The organism is Paenibacillus sp. FSL L8-0340 (genome assembly GCF_038593145.1).
In the GTDB taxonomy this organism is placed as follows: domain Bacteria; phylum Bacillota; class Bacilli; order Paenibacillales; family Paenibacillaceae; genus Paenibacillus_AQ.
The window spans coordinates 7,219,007-7,235,094 of the sequence record NZ_CP151967.1 but is presented as its reverse complement, the minus strand read 5'-3'; the positions used below and the strand labels follow the sequence as shown (position 1 = coordinate 7,235,094).

The window sequence follows — 16,088 nt, the reverse complement described above, 5'->3', positions numbered from 1 at the left end:
ATCTCTTATAAACCGATTGGGGGAATGTTAAATGTTGAAGGAAATGGTTCAAAAGTTGATGGCAGATCCAAGTGCGTGGACTCGTGTACAGACTGGACAACTTCAATTGGCGGGAATGAGTGAAACTGAACATAGAGCATTAATTGACGTGCTGGGCAGCAGAGAGGGCAAAGCTGAACCCCGTATGGCGCTATATTGGTGCTAATCTAGCTTTATTTGGAGGAAACCGGATTGTCGAGAAGAATAAACGTTGCCGCTTTCTCAGTCATTGTCATCATCCTTGCCGTCTATCTATCCCATAGCATATTGCAGCAGAGAATGATTGGGACTGACCTCGAAAAGGATGGCCAGGGACGTTACGTGGTAGCAGATACTACTGCTGGTTACTGGGGATATGGGAAGATTCTTTCGGGCGATATTATAGAAGAAATTGATGGGAGCTCCGCCTCTTCATTTCATTCGGTTAAGCGATTTGATGTAATAGAAGGGGCTTCCACCATCACTCTGGTCCGGAATCAGCCTGATGGCGGACAGGAGAGAATCAAGCTTGTTGTAGCAAAAGGAATTGGATCTGAGAATCTGCTGCTGGAATTTATTTTGCCGATATCCTCCTTACTGTTATTCGCTGGATTCTCACTGTTTGTTTACAAGCGCAAGAAAGAAGACAAGGCAGCTATATATCTGATCCTGTTTTTCTTATCGACGGGTTTTGCCTATTTCAGCGCGGCTTCTTCGGGGAGAGCGGATATTTTAGGCTACCTAATCTTTACTGCCTCCTTCTCGTTGGTCCCGGTATTTTTCCTGCAATTTCTCAACCGGTATTTGAAACAGTATCAAGAGCCTTTCGTTCCCAAAAGTGTATTTATTGGCTTTTATTGTATTACAGGTGCGATTATCATTGTGCAGATCATCACAATAGTAACGGGATTTAACTTGCTTTTCTTCTTAGCAGCACGGCCTTCGTTACCTTTTTTTATCTTTACAAATCTCTACACTATTTATAAATTGATTCAGAAATTTGTGGTACACCGCCGGGATTCACTGCGAAATTTATTTAAGCTGACCTTGCTGGGTCATTTGCTTGGATTTATGCCGTTTATCCTGTTATTTGGCGTGCCGAGATTATTTGGTATAACCCTGCTTACTCCGCAGGTGGCCTCAATTTTTCTATTGGCAATTCCCGTAGTGTACTTGTATATGTTCACTACAAGACAGCTGTTTGATATTGACTTTGTTCTGAGCCGTTTTCTATACCATATTATTATTGCGTTTATCCCAACTTCGCTAATAACCACCTTCGGGATTCTGATTACCCAGCAGCACAATTATACGTGGGTTCGATGGGTACAGTTATTTCTGATGGTGTATTTTATTGTTACGATTCTGTTATTCAGCAAGGAGTATGCCGATTTTCGGTTCAGGCCAAGTTTTAACAAGAACCTGTACAGCTTCCAGGGAAGCCTGGACCGGTTCTCTACCCGTATTTCGCGGGTGATGAAGCGGGCCGACCTGGAGCGGTTGCTGGAGCAGGAAGTACTCTCTATATTACTGGTCAAGAAAGTGGCCTTTCTGGAGGTAAACCGAGAACTGGGTCCCCGGGGAAGCTCAAAGTCAGACTCCGGTTCAGTGCCTATCTCTGTAATTTCTGCCCTGCGGGATGCTGCTCATAAACTGGCCGTTGGGGAGACTATGGCCGTTCCTTCAGGATTATGCGTTGTTATGGGGCAGAAAGGCTCTACCTTTCACGTCCTCTGGCTGGCGGATAAGGAGAATCGTACCAAATATAATCTGGATGAATTGAGCTGGCTGAAAACCTTGGCTAATTACAGTGCCATCGTGTATGAGAATCTATATCTGATCGAAAACTTGATTGAAGATCTTGAACAGGAATTTCAGAAGCAAAAGGGAGCCTCACCGTGGGTGATGCGTCTGATCTTTAATCTCTCGGAGACGGAACGGCGCCGGCTGGCTGCCGACCTGCATGATTCGGCGCTGCAGGACCAGCTGATCTGGTACCGCAAGCTGGAAACGGTCATGCTCGACCATCAGATGCCGGAGGACATCTATCACGAGCTTGAGACTGTACGGGAAGGCCTGCTGGATGTTATCCACCAGATTCGCGAGACCTGCAATGAGATGAGACCGCCGCTGCTTAAGGAAATGGGCATTGTCGAAGCGCTTGGGCAATTGTTCGAGCAGGCTCAGATCCGTTCAAATTATGTGATAAATTTCCAGGTAACGGATCATATAACAGAATTAAGTGATGAACAGACATTGGCGCTGTTCCGCATCGTTCAGGAACTGCTGCGCAACGCCAATAAGCATGCCAAAGCTACAGTGGTTGAGATTGGACTTGAGCAACGGGAGTCGATCCGGCTGATGTATAAAGATAACGGGGTTGGGATGGAACTCGGCGAATTGAATGATTCCTACCAGCACATGGGTCTGTCAGGCATTAAGGAGAGAGTGCGCAGTCTGGAGGGCGAAATCTTCTTCCAATCGGTAGTCGGTGAAGGACTTGAGGTCTGCATCACGCTGCCGCTGGAGTCAGCAAATATGACAAGAGAGGGTGGGGACGATTTAGATGATAAAAATCTTGCTGGTTGATGACCATCCTTCCGTGGGTGAAGGAACCAAAAATATGATTGAGCAGGACCCGGAGATGAAAGTCACGGTGATTCTCTCAGCGATGGAGGCACTGGAGCTGGTCAAGTCGGAGAGCTTCGATGTCATGCTGTTTGATCTGAATATGCCGGTAATCAGCGGTCTTGAGCTGACCAAGCGGATGATGAGCGTCCAGCCCGAGAGCCGGGTGTTAATCTATACAGGGTATGAGATCAGCCCGAACTTCAACTTGCTGATTGACTCCGGCGTATCTGGCTTCGTGAGCAAGACAGTTACCCGCGAGCAGCTCCTTAACGCGATCCGCTGCGTTCTCCGGGATGAGGCAATCATTCCGGTCTCCCTGCTGCGGCAGCTGCGGCGCAGGGATATCCGTCTCAATGAGTCCAAGGAAGAGAAGATGCTGGAGGAGGTATCCATTAACGAACGGGAGCAGGAGATACTGCAGGAAGTGTCCAACGGGAACAGCAACAAGGATATCGCTTCCAAGATGCTGATGAGCCAGCGGACGGTAGAATATAACCTGACGCGTATCTTTGAGAAGCTGGGCGTCCGTTCCCGCGCCGAGGCGGTAGTGGAAGCCCGGCGGCTGAAGCTGATCAATTTCAATGATTTTATGTAAGGAGATCATCCCTCAGTGGAACGAGTCCAATCCACCTCTTCAATGAATTCGATGATCTCCCCGTTCGGGCTGTGAACGAGCGCATTTCGCACAATGAGCGCGGGTTCACCGAGCGACAATTGGTCGGGCTCTATACAGGCCTTTGCTCCATGAGCAAGGGCTTTTTGATATGTTTCCCGGGCATTGCCGACATAGAAGGCCAGATGCAGCAGCGCACCGTGAGCAACATCCTCTTCGCGCTTCGCTTTTTTTCCTTGAGCCGCAATCACCGCTTCATCGTCAAAAAGCTCAATGCAGGTTCTTTGATCCGGTGAGAGCAGCATGCAAGCCTCGTTGATCTTGAAAGCAGGCAGACTCCAATGATGCGCCACCTTGAACTCTAACACTTCTGTATAAAAAGCAAGTGTTGCCTGATAATCCTTCGCTTGGATTGCCACATGGGCAAGGCCTTTAATACTCACATCTAATCTCCCCCTAACTAAGATACAATTAATTATAGGGGAAAGAAACATTGAATTACATACGAATAATAAGGGTTTTATAGTAAAATGATTATTTATTATAAGGTTTTTCAGCTGGAAAGCATTATTATATTAAAACTTGCTCAGGAGGTGCCTATATGGAGTATCCAATGGATGAAACTGATAAACAGATTATGCAGTTGCTGCAGCGTAACGCACGGATGCCTGTGTCCCAGATCAGTAAAGAAATTTCTATGTCCCAACCCTCCGTAAAGGAGAGGATCATCAAGCTGGAAGAGCGGAACATCATTTCCGGGTATACTGCGGCGTTTAATTTAAATAAGCTGAACCGGGGCACGACTACGTTCATCCTGCTCAAAACAGAATATTGCCAGGAGCTCGTTGATTTCTGCGAACAAGCCTGGGAGGTGACGGACTTGTTCCGCATCAGCGGAGAATACAACTACCTTATCAAAGTGCAGACGGCATCCATTGGCGAACTGGCGGAATTCCAGGACTCCCTGATGAAGCTTGGACCCTCCAAGTCGCATATCAGCCTGAAAAATATTTTGGAAAACCGGATTCTGCTCTAGAGCATGTCTTCAAACTGGAAGAGCTCTGGGGAAGCAGGGATTTAGTATTGAAAGTAGGGTCCCTAAAAACCCGCAGCGGGTTCGTGTACTCGTAACGGACTCAGGAGGCGCTATGGAGAGTAAAACACCTGTTTATTCTCTTTGGCGGACCCAGGCGACCTTATTTGCTCTGCATTCTATCTAAAAACGGCCAGCAGGGAGAAATAACTGCGCTGGAGTCCGTTTTCCTCCTGTAACAGGCTAAAAGCCCCAAATAGTTGCAACTCGGTCCGTTCGTGCTCAGAGCCAGAAATACACTTTCCGCATGCACACACACGCCTTCGGAAAAAGAGCGAAGTCTTTGAAACACCGAGACGTAAGCCTCTACCGAAAAAACTGCCTAGTGGTGAAACGCCTTTCTTACAGATTGAACTTGAAATTTAAAAAGGGTGGAGGTGTCGGAGGGGAAGTTTGGAACTTACGGAGCGATAGCGTCCGCCTTTGTCTGTAGATTTCAACCGCAAACAGCGGCCGGAAGTCCAAACAGTCTCCGCAGTTACGACAATAACCCAAACCAGAAAGATCTTAAGTTCAAACTATATAATTGAGATCTGCGACATTCTGTTGTCCGATATCACCCTATATAATCGGTGTATCTTGTATAGGGAGATGGTAATTAGATGAGCGAAATCGTTAGACTTGATGTAAATGAAGAGTATGCTTATTCGGGAATTGTTGAAGCGGGGGATTTTATCTTTCTCAGCTTCTGTGTCGGCAATGTGGGCGGATCGTCAGGGGAGCAGGTTGAAGGAGCGCTGAATGATATGAGCCAGAGATTGCAGCAGGTGAATTTGCAGCTGGATGCTGTCGTAAAGGTGGATATCCTGCTTAGGGATGTGTGGGATATTCCGGTCATGGAAGAGGTGTTCAAACGCAGGTTCAAAGGTAAATATCCGGCCAGAAAAACCATTTCCACCGAGTTTGCCCATGTGGGGGGTCCGGATGGACTCAAGGTGCAGATAGACGCAGTGGCCTATAAACCCCGCAAATAGTAAAATATCGACATACAAACGGCGGTCCAGCCCGGGTAAACCGGGTGGGCCGCCGTTTGCCGTCAACTACTCCTGGGAATGAGCTGCCTCGTCCTTAACTTCCGCGCGGAAGCCCCGGATGCTTTCCTTGCGCCGTTCATTTTTGGCTTCGATCTGGCTGCGTTCCTCGCTGCTGATCTCTGAGGAAAATTCGTTAAGGTAGTCTTCCGCTTCCCTCAAATTCCGCTCTGTATGCTGAATGCTTTGTTGTAAATGCTCAACATTGTCTGCCCGGTTATCCGGTTTTGCCATAGGTTGATCGCCTCCTGTTATTAACGCGCCCCAAAGGAACGCTAACCAGTAGGTTGACCTTTATCGGATAATTTCATGCATGGGAAGCAAAAAAGTCGGACCACCGACATAAAGGGATAATCGTAGTCTATGTTTCTTCTCAAGACAGCTGGACATAAAATGTAGTGGATTCTCCCATCACACTCCGGGCGTAAATTTTGCCCTTATGCTGCTGCTCGACAATGGATTTGGCAATGGCCAGGCCAAGCCCGTACCCGCCTTGCTTACGTGCCCGGGAAGCATCGGTGCGGTAGAACCGGTCGAAGATCCGCGGGAGATGCTCCGGGGCGATGCCCTCTCCGGTATTGGTAACGGCCAGCACCACATCGTTATGCTGTTTGCGCAAGGATAGGCTCACCTCACCTTTCGGGCCGGTATATTTCACAGCGTTGTCCAGTAGAATCATGACCACCTGCTTGATCTGCTCACTGTTGCCCTGAACGGTCAGATGAGGCTCAATATCATACTCCAGAGCAACGTTCTTCTCGAAGATTACAGCTTCCATCGTCAGAATGATATTCTCGACCGCTTCGCTGATATCAAAAGGGGTATGGATCATGCCCGTCCGCGAATCATCTATCTCCGTTAAATAGAGCAAGTCATTCGTCAGCTTGGCCATCCGCTCTGTCTCCGACTTGATATAGTGCAGCCACTTCGACTGCTGGTCAATCGTGTCCTCCCCATTGGAGAGCAGCACATCGGTATTGGTACTAATGATGGCGAGCGGTGTCTTCAGCTCATGGGAGGCATCGGCGATGAACTGTTTCTGTTTATCAAAGGCTTCTTTGACCGGCTGGATGGAGCGGTTGGCAAAATACCGGCTGGTGAAATAGAGAATAATCAGCATGACCACGCCTACGATAGTAAAGGTATAGTTGAGATTGGTCAGAATCTCCTGCCGGGCGGTGATGTCGAGGAAGACCAGCATATGCCCGGCAGTGGTTGGCTGTATCTCAAAGGTCCAGTCGCTGCCGTCGAGGGTGAAGCGCCCGGTATTTTTGCCTGCGGATACCGCTTCCTGCAGCGCCTGCTGATAGAACTCGTCTTCCATGGTGAATTGTGATTTTGGCGTCCCTGTTTGGTTCCACTGATCATCCGTTTCAATCATGAAGGACACGGATCGTTCCGGCGGGGGATTTCCGCCGCCCATGCTGCCCATGTCCCCGCCATCCGGCAGCGGCATTCCGGTGACAGTGCCGTTATCCCGCGGCCCGTCAGAATTGTTGCCCTTCCGTTTCTGGTACAACTCTACACTCCGGTGCAGTTCCATTTCATTCTTAGCCTGCACATCCAGGTAGGAAATGATGTAGATGGCGGCGAAGGCGGCAAGCATCATCACGGAGATAGTGACCAGATTGACGATCAGGAACCGGTTTCTAAGCTTTTTGAACATCAGGTATTCACCTCTAATACATAACCGACGTTCCGGATAGTGCTGATGCGTATGGCCGAACCCAGGAACGTGAGCTTTTTGCGCAGAAAAGAGATATAGACCTCCACATTGTTATGCTCCGCCTCGGAATCGAATCCCCACAGCTTCTCAATAATCTGCTCTTTGGAGGTTACGGATTGTTTCCGTATGATCAGCAGCTCCAGCAGCTCGCTTTCCTTGAGGTTCAGCTTCATTTCCTTGCCGTTCACCGTAAGCCGCAGATTGGTCGTATTCAGCTCCAAATCCCCGAACTTCAGCGCATCATCCGGCAGAACCTCGCCTTTGCGCCGCAGTACCGCCCGTATCCGGGCCAGCAATTCCTCTGATGAAAAAGGTTTGGCGATGTAGTCATCAGCCCCATAATCGAGCCCAGTTACCATATCCGTAATTTCGCCTTTGGCGGTCAGAAAAATGACAGGTGTAGCCACTTGCTTATTCCGGAGCGCCCTCAGCACGCTGATTCCATCCATCTCCGGCATCATGATGTCGAGCAGCAGCAAATCATAGATCCCGCTTAACGCGTAATCAAGTCCCGATCTGCCGTCATGCACGGCGTCTACCGAATAATTATGTTTCTTCAAGATTTGCGTGACGGCCTCCGCCAGATGCACCTCGTCTTCTACTATTAATATTCTCATAGGGTTAAACATCCTCTGCTTATTATGTGCTTGCTGCTTACGCCATTATAACAAGATTACCTTTAGCGAACCTTAATGGAAGCTCTCTCTTCATATATAGCAAACGCCGCTATATTCCCTTTTGTTAAGCCTGTGTAAATAAATCAAACCTGTGTAAAACCATTTAAGCTTCGCTAAAGGTTTGGGGACTAAGATACATTCATAAGCAAGCGGGACACACGAAATATTCGAATAAGAAAGGATCTGAACCCCATGGCGATCGAAGTTTTCAACCGATATGAGAACAAGTATTTGTTCGACAATGAAGCCTACAACCACCTTTACAATGAATTGCTTCAATATATGGAGCCTGACGATTACAACAAGCAGCATGAATATTACTCCATCACCAATCTGTATTATGACACGGCACACCATACGCTGATCCGCAACAGCCTGGCCAAGCCAAAATACAAGGAAAAGCTTAGGTTAAGAGCTTACGGGATACCAAGTGGAGAGACGAAGGTGTATCTGGAGATTAAGAAAAAGGTGTTCGGCCTGGTCAACAAAAGAAGAACCTCGCTGACACTGCACGAGGCATATGATTTTGTCCGCACAGGAGTTGAGCCGGAATACAAGGATTACATGAACAAGCAGGTTATTGAGGAAATCAAATACTTCCTGACACGATATGATCTGCAGCCTATGGTGTATCTGTCCTATGACCGCAAAGCGATGTTCTGCAAAAATAACCGCGATCTCCGCATCACGTTTGATACGAATATCCGCAGCCGGCGGTACGATCTCAAGATGGAGCATGGCACTCACGGCGAACCGCTGATGGAACCGGGCCAATGGCTGATGGAAGTGAAGGCGGAAAAAACGATCCCGGTCTGGCTCTCTAAAATGCTCTCCGAACACCAAATGTACCGCACGGGCTTCTCCAAATACGGCAATGAATATAAAAAAATGCTGAGAAACAGTAAAACAGAAAGTGAGAGTGTCCTGTATGCTTGATAACCTCTTTTCGGCGGCTCTGACGAGTACAGAATTAACGTTCACAAACGCCATTCTAACCATCCTGACCGCTATCGCCCTAGGCGCGATTATTAGTCTGACCTATATGAAAACAAGCCCGGCGGGATATTCGCAAAGCTTCACGCTCACGATGGTGCTGCTGCCGGTTATTGTGGCTATCATCATCCTGCTGATCGGCAGCAATGTCGCCAGAGCCTTCAGCTTGGCCGGGGCGTTCTCGATCATCCGCTTCCGAAGCGCGCCGGGTGATCCTAAGGATATCACCTTTGTCCTGTTCACCATGGCCTCCGGCCTTGCCTGCGGCGTAGGCGCATTCGGTTATGCTGCACTATTTACCATTATTCTCTGCATTATTATGTTTATCCTGAACCGCACAGGTTTTGGTGTTAGAACAACAATGCAAAAAACGCTGAAAGTGACCATTCCCGAGAACCTGGGTTACGAGGAAGCTTTCGCAGAGGTTTTTGCCAAATTCAATGTCGCTTATGAACTGAAAAAGATCCGCACCACTGAGCTTGGCAGCTTATATGAACTGGTCTACGCCGTGACGATTGATGAGCACACGAGCCAGAAGGAACTGCTGGATGCGATCCGCTGCCGCAACGGCAACCTGGATCTGTCACTGACGATGAGCCCGACTCTCACAGAATACTAAAAGAATGAAGGGATTGATTGATATGAATAAATTTATCATGGGAAGTAAAGTAGGACTGGTGCTGTTGCTCGCTGCTGTAATGTCGGCTTGCGGCGCAGCCAGTTCCGCAACACAATCGGCCTCAACCCCTGCAACATCAGCAGCCGTAACAACGGCATCCGCACAGAGCACAACGGCTTCCAGTGTACAGCTGGCAAGTGTCAAGGCAGCGGATCTGGTTACCTTTGACGAAGAAGATACCGCTATAGCATGGAGCGCGGACAGCTCCACCACGATAGCGTTGAATGGAACGGGCGCAGCCGTTAGCGGTTCCGGCGCAGCAGCCTCCGGGGGAGTAGTAACCATTACAGCGGCAGGTACTTATGTTGTCAGCGGAACGCTGAATGAAGGACAGATCATTATTGATGTTCAGGATAAAGGAAGTGTTCATCTCGTGCTGAACGGCGCTACGCTTCATAACAGCAGCAGCGCACCGGTCTACATTAAGGAAGCAGGCAAGGTCATTATGACCCTGCAGGAAGGGACGGACAACAAGATTACCGACGGCACCACCTATATCTTGGCTGATGACACTACCGATGAGCCAAGTGCGGCTATCTTCAGCAAGGCAGACCTGACGATTAACGGAACAGGCAAGCTGTCGGTTACCGCCAGCTACAAGGACGGAATCACCAGTAAGGATGACCTGAAGATTGTGTCGGGCACGATAGAAGTGCAGGCAGCCGATGACGGGATTGTCGGCAAAGATCTGATCGCCATTCAAGACGGCACAATGACTATCAATGCCGAGGGAGACGGGATCAAATCGACCAACGATGAGGATGCCGACAAAGGATTCATTGCCATTACGGCCGGAACGTTTGATATTGTGGCCGGCAATGACGGAATCCAGGCCGAGACAACGCTGGTTGCTGATGGAGGGACATTTAACCTTCTGACGGGCGGCGGCAATGCTAACGCCGAAGTGAAGACGGGCGACCAAGGAGGAGGTATGGGAATGGGCGGCGGCCGGGGTATGAGAGGTACTCAGGCTCCCGCAGCCGGTACGGGTTCGGGCCAGGCACCGGCAGATACGGCAGCCGAACCTGCCGCAACCGCTGCGACGACCGCAACGACTGCAACGAGTGACACGACAGCGGCATCCGCTGATACGGCAACTGTAACAGAAACCGAATCCACGAGCGCTAAAGGGCTGAAAGCCGGGGGAGATCTTACGGTGAACGGCGGAAGCTTCACGATTGATTCCGCCGATGATGCGGTGCACAGCAACAGCAATGTCTCCATCGCAGATGGAGAACTCCAGATTGCCGCAGGAGATGACGGTATTCATGCGGACAGCCTGACAAGCCTGTCGGGTGGAACCGTTAATATTACAAAGAGCTATGAAGGAATTGAAGGTGCGAATATCACCATTGCAGGCGGTGAGATTGATGTGACTGCGTCCGATGACGGTGTGAATGTTGCCGGAGGCAATGACGATAATTCTGCGGAAGGAACACAGAGACAGGATCAGTTCACCAGCTCCGGCAACAACCTGCTCACGATTAGCGGAGGCACATTAACCGTTGATGCTGCAGGGGACGGTTTGGATTCGAACGGATCGGTCGTGATGACAGGCGGTACTGTGATCACCAATGGTCCAACTGCTGATGGCAATGGCGCTTTGGACTATGACGGAACCTTCGAGATCACCGGCGGTTATCTGGTAGTAGCGGGAAGTGCGGGGATGCTTCAGGCTCCAAGTGATGCATCCAGCCAATACTCGATCGCCATGACGTTCACGGATTCCCAGGAGGCTGGACAACTGGTTCATCTGCAGGACAGCGACGGCAATACGATCGCTACGTTTGCTCCATCGAAGAGCTACAGATCAGTAGTCGTCAGCTCGCCGGATCTTAAAGAAGGCGGGTCGTACACTCTCTTCACTGGCGGAAGCTCGACAGGTACGGCAGTAGATGGCCTGTACACTGGCGGCGCTTATAGCGGCGGTACCGAAGGGGTATCCTTCGACATCTCCAGCAGCGTAACCTGGTTGAATGAATCCGGAGTAACCACTGCCACGAGCGGTATGGGCGGCGGCATGGGTGGTGGCCGAGGCGGCGGCGGAACGAGACCTGAAGGCGGATTTGGCGGCGGGGGTACTCCACCGACCGGAGCTGAGGGCGAAGTTCAGCAGTAAAAGACGGTAGTATAATGCAGCAAGCAGCACGTCTCCGGCCAGCGGAGGCGTGCTGCTTGCTGTTTCTCCTACATGAAATCGAAGAAATAACGGATGACATGGAAGAAGACCGGCGAGGTGTAAGTCAGGCTGTCGACCCGGCTTAAATAGCTTTTTTTGAGCGCATCGAACTTGTCATCATCTCCGATCAGCAAATCCCGTTTCAGCACCGAAACCGTTAAGCTGCCGAAGTAACCGCTGAGACTGATCAGCATGCCGGACAAAAATCCGAAGGCCGGGTTAAGCGGCGTAAGGTAGGGATAGATCAGATAGGATACCCCTGTTGTTACCACAAATGCGCAGATGAACCCTTCCCAGGTCAGGTTGGGGTTGGCGGTCGGAACCACCTTGTGTTTGCCGAAATAGATCGAGGCCAGATAATGTATGACATCATTGAGCTGGGTTAATACGACCAGGAACAGGACGAGTCCGGCTCCGTATTCCGGAGTGGCAAATTGAAAGTAGGCCAGATGGCTAAGCCCGAACACCATCAGCATAAGTCCCCATTGGGTGGAGCTGACGCTGCGCAGAAAGCCGAGCGTGCCTTTGTTGATCAGCCGCGGGAGCGGCAGGAGCAGAAATACATACACGGGAATGAAGACGATAAACATCCCGTACCACTCAATATAAATCCAATAGAACTGCAAAGGAATCGCCAGGTATGCCCAGAGGAACAGCCGGCGGTCGGCTTTTCGGGTCCGGATCATCGAGAAATATTCCTTTAGGGCGAAGAAAGTGAGCGCCATCAGCGACAGCAGCGAGACGACCGGATTGAACAAGGTGGCCAGGCAGAAGATAAGGAGCATGCCCCACCAGGTTTTGATGCGGAAGCCGATGCCGGTATAGTCCTTGTTCTTCTGGAGTCTGCTCACTACAACATAAATTAAATGGATGGCCGAAAGGGCAGCGAAAATAAGCACTAATGTTAATAAGGAGCGGTCTATAGCTATCACCAACTTGTCGCAGGGTAGGATTCCATTAAAGGAATCATATGTTATTATGAAGGAAACTTCCAAACTTGATAAGGGGAAATTTTGTAAATGACAGGTAATCAATCGGTCTTTATCCTGCTTACGAATACCGGCACGTTGTTTACGAAGCTCATTCAAGGCTACACGAAAGCGCCGTATAATCACGCCTCGATCGCTTTTGACCGCGGGCTTTCGGAAATGTACAGCTTCGGGAGAAAGCATCCAAGCAATCCTCTGAATGGCGGATTTGTGAAGGAGGATATTCAGACAGGCACATTCAGCAAATATCCGAATACAACATGCGTCATCTACGAGCTTCAGGTCACGGACCGCGAGGTGGAGAAAATGAAACGTGTGCTGCACATCTTTATCCGCAGCCAGCAGAAGTATCTATATAACATCCTCGGTGTTATCGGTATCGCACTGAAGGAGCCGGTCGAATTCAGCAACTCCTACTTTTGCTCGCAATTTGTTGCGGAAGTTCTGGACCGTTCCGGCATCAAGCTATGGAACAAGCTTCCAGCGCTCGTTACGCCCGATGATTTTCGGCAGAGCGACCGGCTGCAGTTGATTTACGAAGGGAAATTAAACCAGTATAAGCCTGAAGTATGAGGAGGGGGATAGGGCATTCCCCTGGGAGTGCCCGCTACTCTTCTTCAGGAACGATTACCTGAACATAACGGGGAAGGGTGCTTAACCGGATCGGCAGAGCCGGGCCCTCTTCGCCATCCACATTGGTCCGGACGGGGGCGGGTGAGCTTAGGGTGACATGGCTGGCCGTGAAATAAATGACATCCTTATGATCCTTCAGGTTGCCCAGCAGCAAGGAGATGCTGACTGTAAGCGTATTGAAGATATTGAGGTCTTTGATGATAAAGCAGTGAAGCAGGCCATCGTCAACTTGAGCACCCGGCGCCAGCTTTTCGAATCCGCCTACGGAGTTGGTAAGAGCGGCGACGAATAGTGGAGATTCGCCTTCCCATATCCCGCCATCATACTGGATGGTCAAGGAATGAGCCGGGTTGCCGCTTCCGGCAAGCTCTTTGAAGCCTTCCTTGAAATAGGCAAAGGCTCCCAGCCTCGATTTGTCATCTGACGATACGCCTGACAGCGTTTCGGCGAGTGAACCGGCGGCGACGACGTTTCCGAATAACCGGTCATTTAGGCGGCCGGCATCGACTGGTTGAATCCTGGAGGAGGTGAGTGCAGCGATGGCCTGTCCGGGATCCAGGGGAACCTGCAAGGCGCGGGCAAAATCATTGATCGTTCCAAGCGGAACTATACCCAGCCGCGGGCGGTGCTCCTGATCAAACAGCCCGTTAATGACTTCATGGAGCGTGCCGTCGCCGCCGATGGAAACAACCAGCTCATAACCTTCCTGGCATGCAGTAATGCAGAAGCGGGTGGCGTCGCCTTCTTTTACCGTCTCATTGACCGTAACCATGTATCCGTTATTCTGTAGAATTTCTTCTGCCTGACTAATATATTCAAGCGCATCCTCCTTGCCGGCGGAGGGATTAATGATGATCATAGCCTGCTGCATGCACAACATCCTTTCTGTCCTGCTGATATAGGATTCGTTGCATACCTTTACCCGAAAATACCGGCTTTGATCCTGCGCTCAAATCATTTATTTCCGCATGGCTACAGCAGCTTTGAATCCAGCCAGGGAATCAGGATAGGAAGGACGTGTGACGCCTGCATGGCCCCGGTATGGTCGAGCTCTGGCAGCACCGAGATCTTCCAGCCCAGCGCTTCGAGCACTTCACGCTGCCGGAGAAAAGGTCCGGCGATGTCGACCCTCACACCTCCCCAGCGTTGATCATAATCAATAGTATCGGCAGCACCGGCAAAGCACATCCGGGAACAGCTGAGCACGGTTTGCGCGGCACGGTCATCGAATGACTGTAGTGCACCATACAACGTGACGAACTGCCGCGTCTGGGCTTCGGTCAGGGTGACTTCCACCGTGGACCAGTCGAAGTCGTCCCAGGTTTCGCGCTGGCTGTCCGGCGAAGGGGCCGGATGCTGATGTGAGGCTTGAGACAGCTCATGCGCAGCCATCGTTACCCGGAGCATCTCCTTGTAGGGTCCGCCGATGGGAGGGAATCCTCCCATGACAAGCGCGGTGATGCGGTCTGTGCGAAGAGTCAGCTGCAGTCCGCTAAGCGCCAGCCAAGAGTAGCCGTAATAGGCGAATTGCGGCGCTTGTGCAGCATCGGCAATAGACAGAAAGTCCTTGGCAATGTTGGCGGGTGTCAGCGTATCCGGCTTCGGCTTGCTCTGGACATGCCCTTCATAGTCAAAGGCAATGACCCGGTATTTACCGCTGAGCGCGTCGATCAGTGAACGTCCCAGTGCCGGATCGGCCCCCCATTTGAGCATTTCCGCTGCCTGGGGACCTATAACAGGATACGGATTAACCGGCAGCAGCAGGTTCGGTCCTTCACCCGTAATTACGACCTCAATTTCACTTCCATCATGTAATTTTGCTGTAAGCATGATCAGCCCTCCATTTCAGCTATTAGTTACTGCTTAATCTATTACACCAACCAATATACAACATTGATGCAAAAGAGAAGCATTAGCGGAAGGCCCCTTGTCCCCAGAGGTTGTATTATTCCCGAAGGCTGTCAGGGCACTTTAAGGTTATGATTGAAGGTTTGCCATCACGGGGGAGTTTTGCTACTGTTACAATCATCAGGTATGCAAAGAGGTGAACGGCAGATGGTTATCTACAAACCCGCTGAAATTGCCAAGTCGCTTGGTATCAGCACCAGTGCATTAAGACATTACGAGGCTTGGGGCGTGGTTCCGCCACCGGAACGGGCTCCGAACGGCTACCGGTTGTACACCGGGCTGCATATGGCGTATTTCCGTTGTCTTCGGTCCATGCTTCCCGGCTTTGGCTACCCGCTGACCTATGAGGTGCTTCGCCATATTCAGAAAGGGGAGCTGGACACTGCCTTATGGCTGGTAAGCGCCGAGCAGGCCCGTTTGCAGGAAGAGAAAGTCACCGCCGGCAGAACGCTCGCCTTGCTGCAGGACCCCGGACTCCATCCGGTTATGGGCAAAGGAATGAAGCATAAGATGAGCATCGGAGAAGTGGCGGCTATCACGAATGTGCAGACCTCCGCCATCCGGCACTGGGAGAAGGAAGGGCTGCTGTCCCCGGAGAGAAATCAGGAGAATGGTTACCGCCTGTACACTCCGGTACACGCAAGGCAAATCATGCTGATTCGAACGCTTAGAACCACGGTGTATTATTTGGATAAGATGAAAGAGCTTGTGCAAGCCCTGGAGCAGAACAGTGTGGAGAAGGTGAAGGAAGTTACGGTAGAGGCACTGGTTAAGATTGACCGGCGCAACCGCCAGCAGTATAACGGTGTTCATCAATTGGTGGAGTTATGTATAGAGGCCGGGTTCATGGACGGGAGCGAGGCGTCGCTCACGCTGAACAGGCAACCTTATAATAAAGAACATTAAGGAATAGATAGA

General features: G+C 50.5%; 17 protein-coding genes. 10 read left to right on the top strand and 7 right to left on the bottom strand.

What is annotated here, in order from left to right:
- Positions 1-31: 31 nt before the first annotated feature.
- From comX to NST07_RS33140, 3 genes are read left to right on the top strand one after another with little or no spacing between them, the layout of a single operon-like run.
- Positions 32-205 (top strand): competence pheromone ComX, encoded by a 174-nt coding sequence (gene comX / locus NST07_RS33150; protein ID WP_342480824.1) that lies wholly within the window; start codon positions 32-34, stop codon positions 203-205.
- A 26-nt stretch (positions 206-231) separates the two neighbouring features.
- Entirely contained in the window at positions 232-2,607 is a 2,376-nt protein-coding gene (locus NST07_RS33145) for a sensor histidine kinase (RefSeq protein ID WP_342480823.1), read from the top strand.
- Positions 2,585-3,244 carry a response regulator transcription factor gene (locus tag NST07_RS33140; RefSeq protein ID WP_076113545.1) on the top strand — a complete coding sequence of 220 codons (660 nt, stop codon included), beginning with the start codon at positions 2,585-2,587 and terminating at the stop codon, positions 3,242-3,244. The genes NST07_RS33145 and NST07_RS33140 overlap by 23 nt, the downstream gene beginning before the upstream one ends.
- 5 nt (positions 3,245-3,249) lie before the next feature.
- Here the strand turns inward: NST07_RS33140 and NST07_RS33135 are convergent, their stop codons facing one another.
- Positions 3,250-3,705: a VOC family protein gene (locus NST07_RS33135; protein ID WP_341097215.1), complete on the bottom strand. Its 456-nt coding sequence runs from the start codon at positions 3,703-3,705 to the stop codon at positions 3,250-3,252.
- Positions 3,706-3,863: 158 nt separating this feature from the next.
- Between NST07_RS33135 and NST07_RS33130 the strand changes: the two genes are divergently transcribed.
- Positions 3,864-4,298, top strand: a complete 435-nt coding sequence (locus NST07_RS33130; RefSeq protein WP_341097212.1) for an Lrp/AsnC family transcriptional regulator — start codon at positions 3,864-3,866, stop codon at positions 4,296-4,298.
- Positions 4,299-4,957: 659 nt separating this feature from the next.
- On the top strand, positions 4,958-5,329 hold the full coding sequence (locus NST07_RS33125) for a RidA family protein (protein ID WP_341097210.1): 372 nt from the start codon (positions 4,958-4,960) through the stop codon (positions 5,327-5,329).
- A 66-nt stretch (positions 5,330-5,395) separates the two neighbouring features.
- On the opposite strand, the gene tlp is transcribed toward NST07_RS33125, so the two are convergent.
- The 3 genes from tlp to NST07_RS33110 form a co-directional block, all read right to left on the bottom strand.
- A complete protein-coding gene (tlp, locus tag NST07_RS33120; protein WP_341097209.1) occupies positions 5,396-5,620 on the bottom strand; it encodes a small acid-soluble spore protein Tlp in 225 nt (74 codons plus the stop codon).
- Between the two features lie 139 nt (positions 5,621-5,759).
- Positions 5,760-7,052, bottom strand: coding sequence for a HAMP domain-containing sensor histidine kinase (locus NST07_RS33115; protein ID WP_341097207.1), 1,293 nt, complete (start codon positions 7,050-7,052; stop codon positions 5,760-5,762).
- Positions 7,052-7,729 carry a response regulator transcription factor gene (locus tag NST07_RS33110; RefSeq protein ID WP_342480822.1) on the bottom strand — a complete coding sequence of 226 codons (678 nt, stop codon included), beginning with the start codon at positions 7,727-7,729 and terminating at the stop codon, positions 7,052-7,054. Before NST07_RS33110 ends, NST07_RS33115 begins: the two co-directional genes overlap by 1 nt.
- Positions 7,730-7,981: 252 nt before the next feature.
- On the opposite strand from NST07_RS33110, the gene NST07_RS33105 reads away from it, so the two are divergent.
- From NST07_RS33105 to NST07_RS33095, 3 genes are read left to right on the top strand one after another with little or no spacing between them, the layout of a single operon-like run.
- Entirely contained in the window at positions 7,982-8,725 is a 744-nt protein-coding gene (locus NST07_RS33105) for a polyphosphate polymerase domain-containing protein (RefSeq protein ID WP_342480821.1), read from the top strand.
- Positions 8,718-9,401: a DUF4956 domain-containing protein gene (locus NST07_RS33100; protein WP_341097204.1), complete on the top strand. Its 684-nt coding sequence runs from the start codon at positions 8,718-8,720 to the stop codon at positions 9,399-9,401. The genes NST07_RS33105 and NST07_RS33100 overlap by 8 nt, the downstream gene beginning before the upstream one ends.
- Before the next feature lie 37 nt (positions 9,402-9,438).
- Positions 9,439-11,580 (top strand): carbohydrate-binding domain-containing protein, encoded by a 2,142-nt coding sequence (locus NST07_RS33095; RefSeq protein ID WP_342480820.1) that lies wholly within the window; start codon positions 9,439-9,441, stop codon positions 11,578-11,580.
- A 68-nt stretch (positions 11,581-11,648) separates the two neighbouring features.
- Here NST07_RS33095 and NST07_RS33090 read toward each other — a convergent pair whose 3' ends face one another.
- Positions 11,649-12,563: a phosphatidate cytidylyltransferase gene (locus NST07_RS33090; protein ID WP_341097818.1), complete on the bottom strand. Its 915-nt coding sequence runs from the start codon at positions 12,561-12,563 to the stop codon at positions 11,649-11,651.
- A 96-nt stretch (positions 12,564-12,659) separates the two neighbouring features.
- Here NST07_RS33090 and NST07_RS33085 point away from each other — a divergent pair, with 96 nt between their 5' ends.
- A complete protein-coding gene (locus tag NST07_RS33085; protein ID WP_341097202.1) occupies positions 12,660-13,202 on the top strand; it encodes a hypothetical protein in 543 nt (180 codons plus the stop codon).
- Between the two features lie 34 nt (positions 13,203-13,236).
- Here NST07_RS33085 and NST07_RS33080 read toward each other — a convergent pair whose 3' ends face one another.
- Together NST07_RS33080 and NST07_RS33075 are read right to left on the bottom strand one after the other, a co-directional pair.
- Complete coding sequence (locus tag NST07_RS33080; protein ID WP_342480819.1) at positions 13,237-14,133, bottom strand: YegS/Rv2252/BmrU family lipid kinase; 897 nt, start codon at positions 14,131-14,133, stop codon at positions 13,237-13,239.
- 101 nt (positions 14,134-14,234) lie between these two features.
- On the bottom strand, positions 14,235-15,092 hold the full coding sequence (locus NST07_RS33075) for an alpha/beta hydrolase (RefSeq protein WP_341380151.1): 858 nt from the start codon (positions 15,090-15,092) through the stop codon (positions 14,235-14,237).
- Between the two features lie 225 nt (positions 15,093-15,317).
- Between NST07_RS33075 and NST07_RS33070 the strand changes: the two genes are divergently transcribed.
- Complete coding sequence (locus NST07_RS33070; RefSeq protein ID WP_341097198.1) at positions 15,318-16,076, top strand: MerR family transcriptional regulator; 759 nt, start codon at positions 15,318-15,320, stop codon at positions 16,074-16,076.
- Positions 16,077-16,088 lie beyond the last annotated feature (12 nt).

What these genes read in the sequence shown, in the direction of transcription:
- comX (WP_342480824.1), top strand. Translation starts at nt 32, where the DNA reads ATGTTGAAGGAAATGGTTCAAAAGTTGATGGCAGATCCAAGTGCGTGG.
- NST07_RS33140 (WP_076113545.1), top strand. Translation starts at nt 2,585, where the DNA reads ATGATAAAAATCTTGCTGGTTGATGACCATCCTTCCGTGGGTGAAGGA.
- NST07_RS33130 (WP_341097212.1), top strand. Translation starts at nt 3,864, where the DNA reads ATGGAGTATCCAATGGATGAAACTGATAAACAGATTATGCAGTTGCTG.
- NST07_RS33125 (WP_341097210.1), top strand. Translation starts at nt 4,958, where the DNA reads ATGAGCGAAATCGTTAGACTTGATGTAAATGAAGAGTATGCTTATTCG.
- tlp (WP_341097209.1), bottom strand. Translation starts at nt 5,620, where the DNA reads ATGGCAAAACCGGATAACCGGGCAGACAATGTTGAGCATTTACAACAA.
- NST07_RS33115 (WP_341097207.1), bottom strand. Translation starts at nt 7,052, where the DNA reads ATGTTCAAAAAGCTTAGAAACCGGTTCCTGATCGTCAATCTGGTCACT.
- NST07_RS33110 (WP_342480822.1), bottom strand. Translation starts at nt 7,729, where the DNA reads ATGAGAATATTAATAGTAGAAGACGAGGTGCATCTGGCGGAGGCCGTC.
- NST07_RS33105 (WP_342480821.1), top strand. Translation starts at nt 7,982, where the DNA reads ATGGCGATCGAAGTTTTCAACCGATATGAGAACAAGTATTTGTTCGAC.
- NST07_RS33100 (WP_341097204.1), top strand. Translation starts at nt 8,718, where the DNA reads ATGCTTGATAACCTCTTTTCGGCGGCTCTGACGAGTACAGAATTAACG.
- NST07_RS33095 (WP_342480820.1), top strand. Translation starts at nt 9,439, where the DNA reads ATGGGAAGTAAAGTAGGACTGGTGCTGTTGCTCGCTGCTGTAATGTCG.
- NST07_RS33085 (WP_341097202.1), top strand. Translation starts at nt 12,660, where the DNA reads ATGACAGGTAATCAATCGGTCTTTATCCTGCTTACGAATACCGGCACG.
- NST07_RS33080 (WP_342480819.1), bottom strand. Translation starts at nt 14,133, where the DNA reads ATGCAGCAGGCTATGATCATCATTAATCCCTCCGCCGGCAAGGAGGAT.
- NST07_RS33075 (WP_341380151.1), bottom strand. Translation starts at nt 15,092, where the DNA reads ATGCTTACAGCAAAATTACATGATGGAAGTGAAATTGAGGTCGTAATT.
- NST07_RS33070 (WP_341097198.1), top strand. Translation starts at nt 15,318, where the DNA reads ATGGTTATCTACAAACCCGCTGAAATTGCCAAGTCGCTTGGTATCAGC.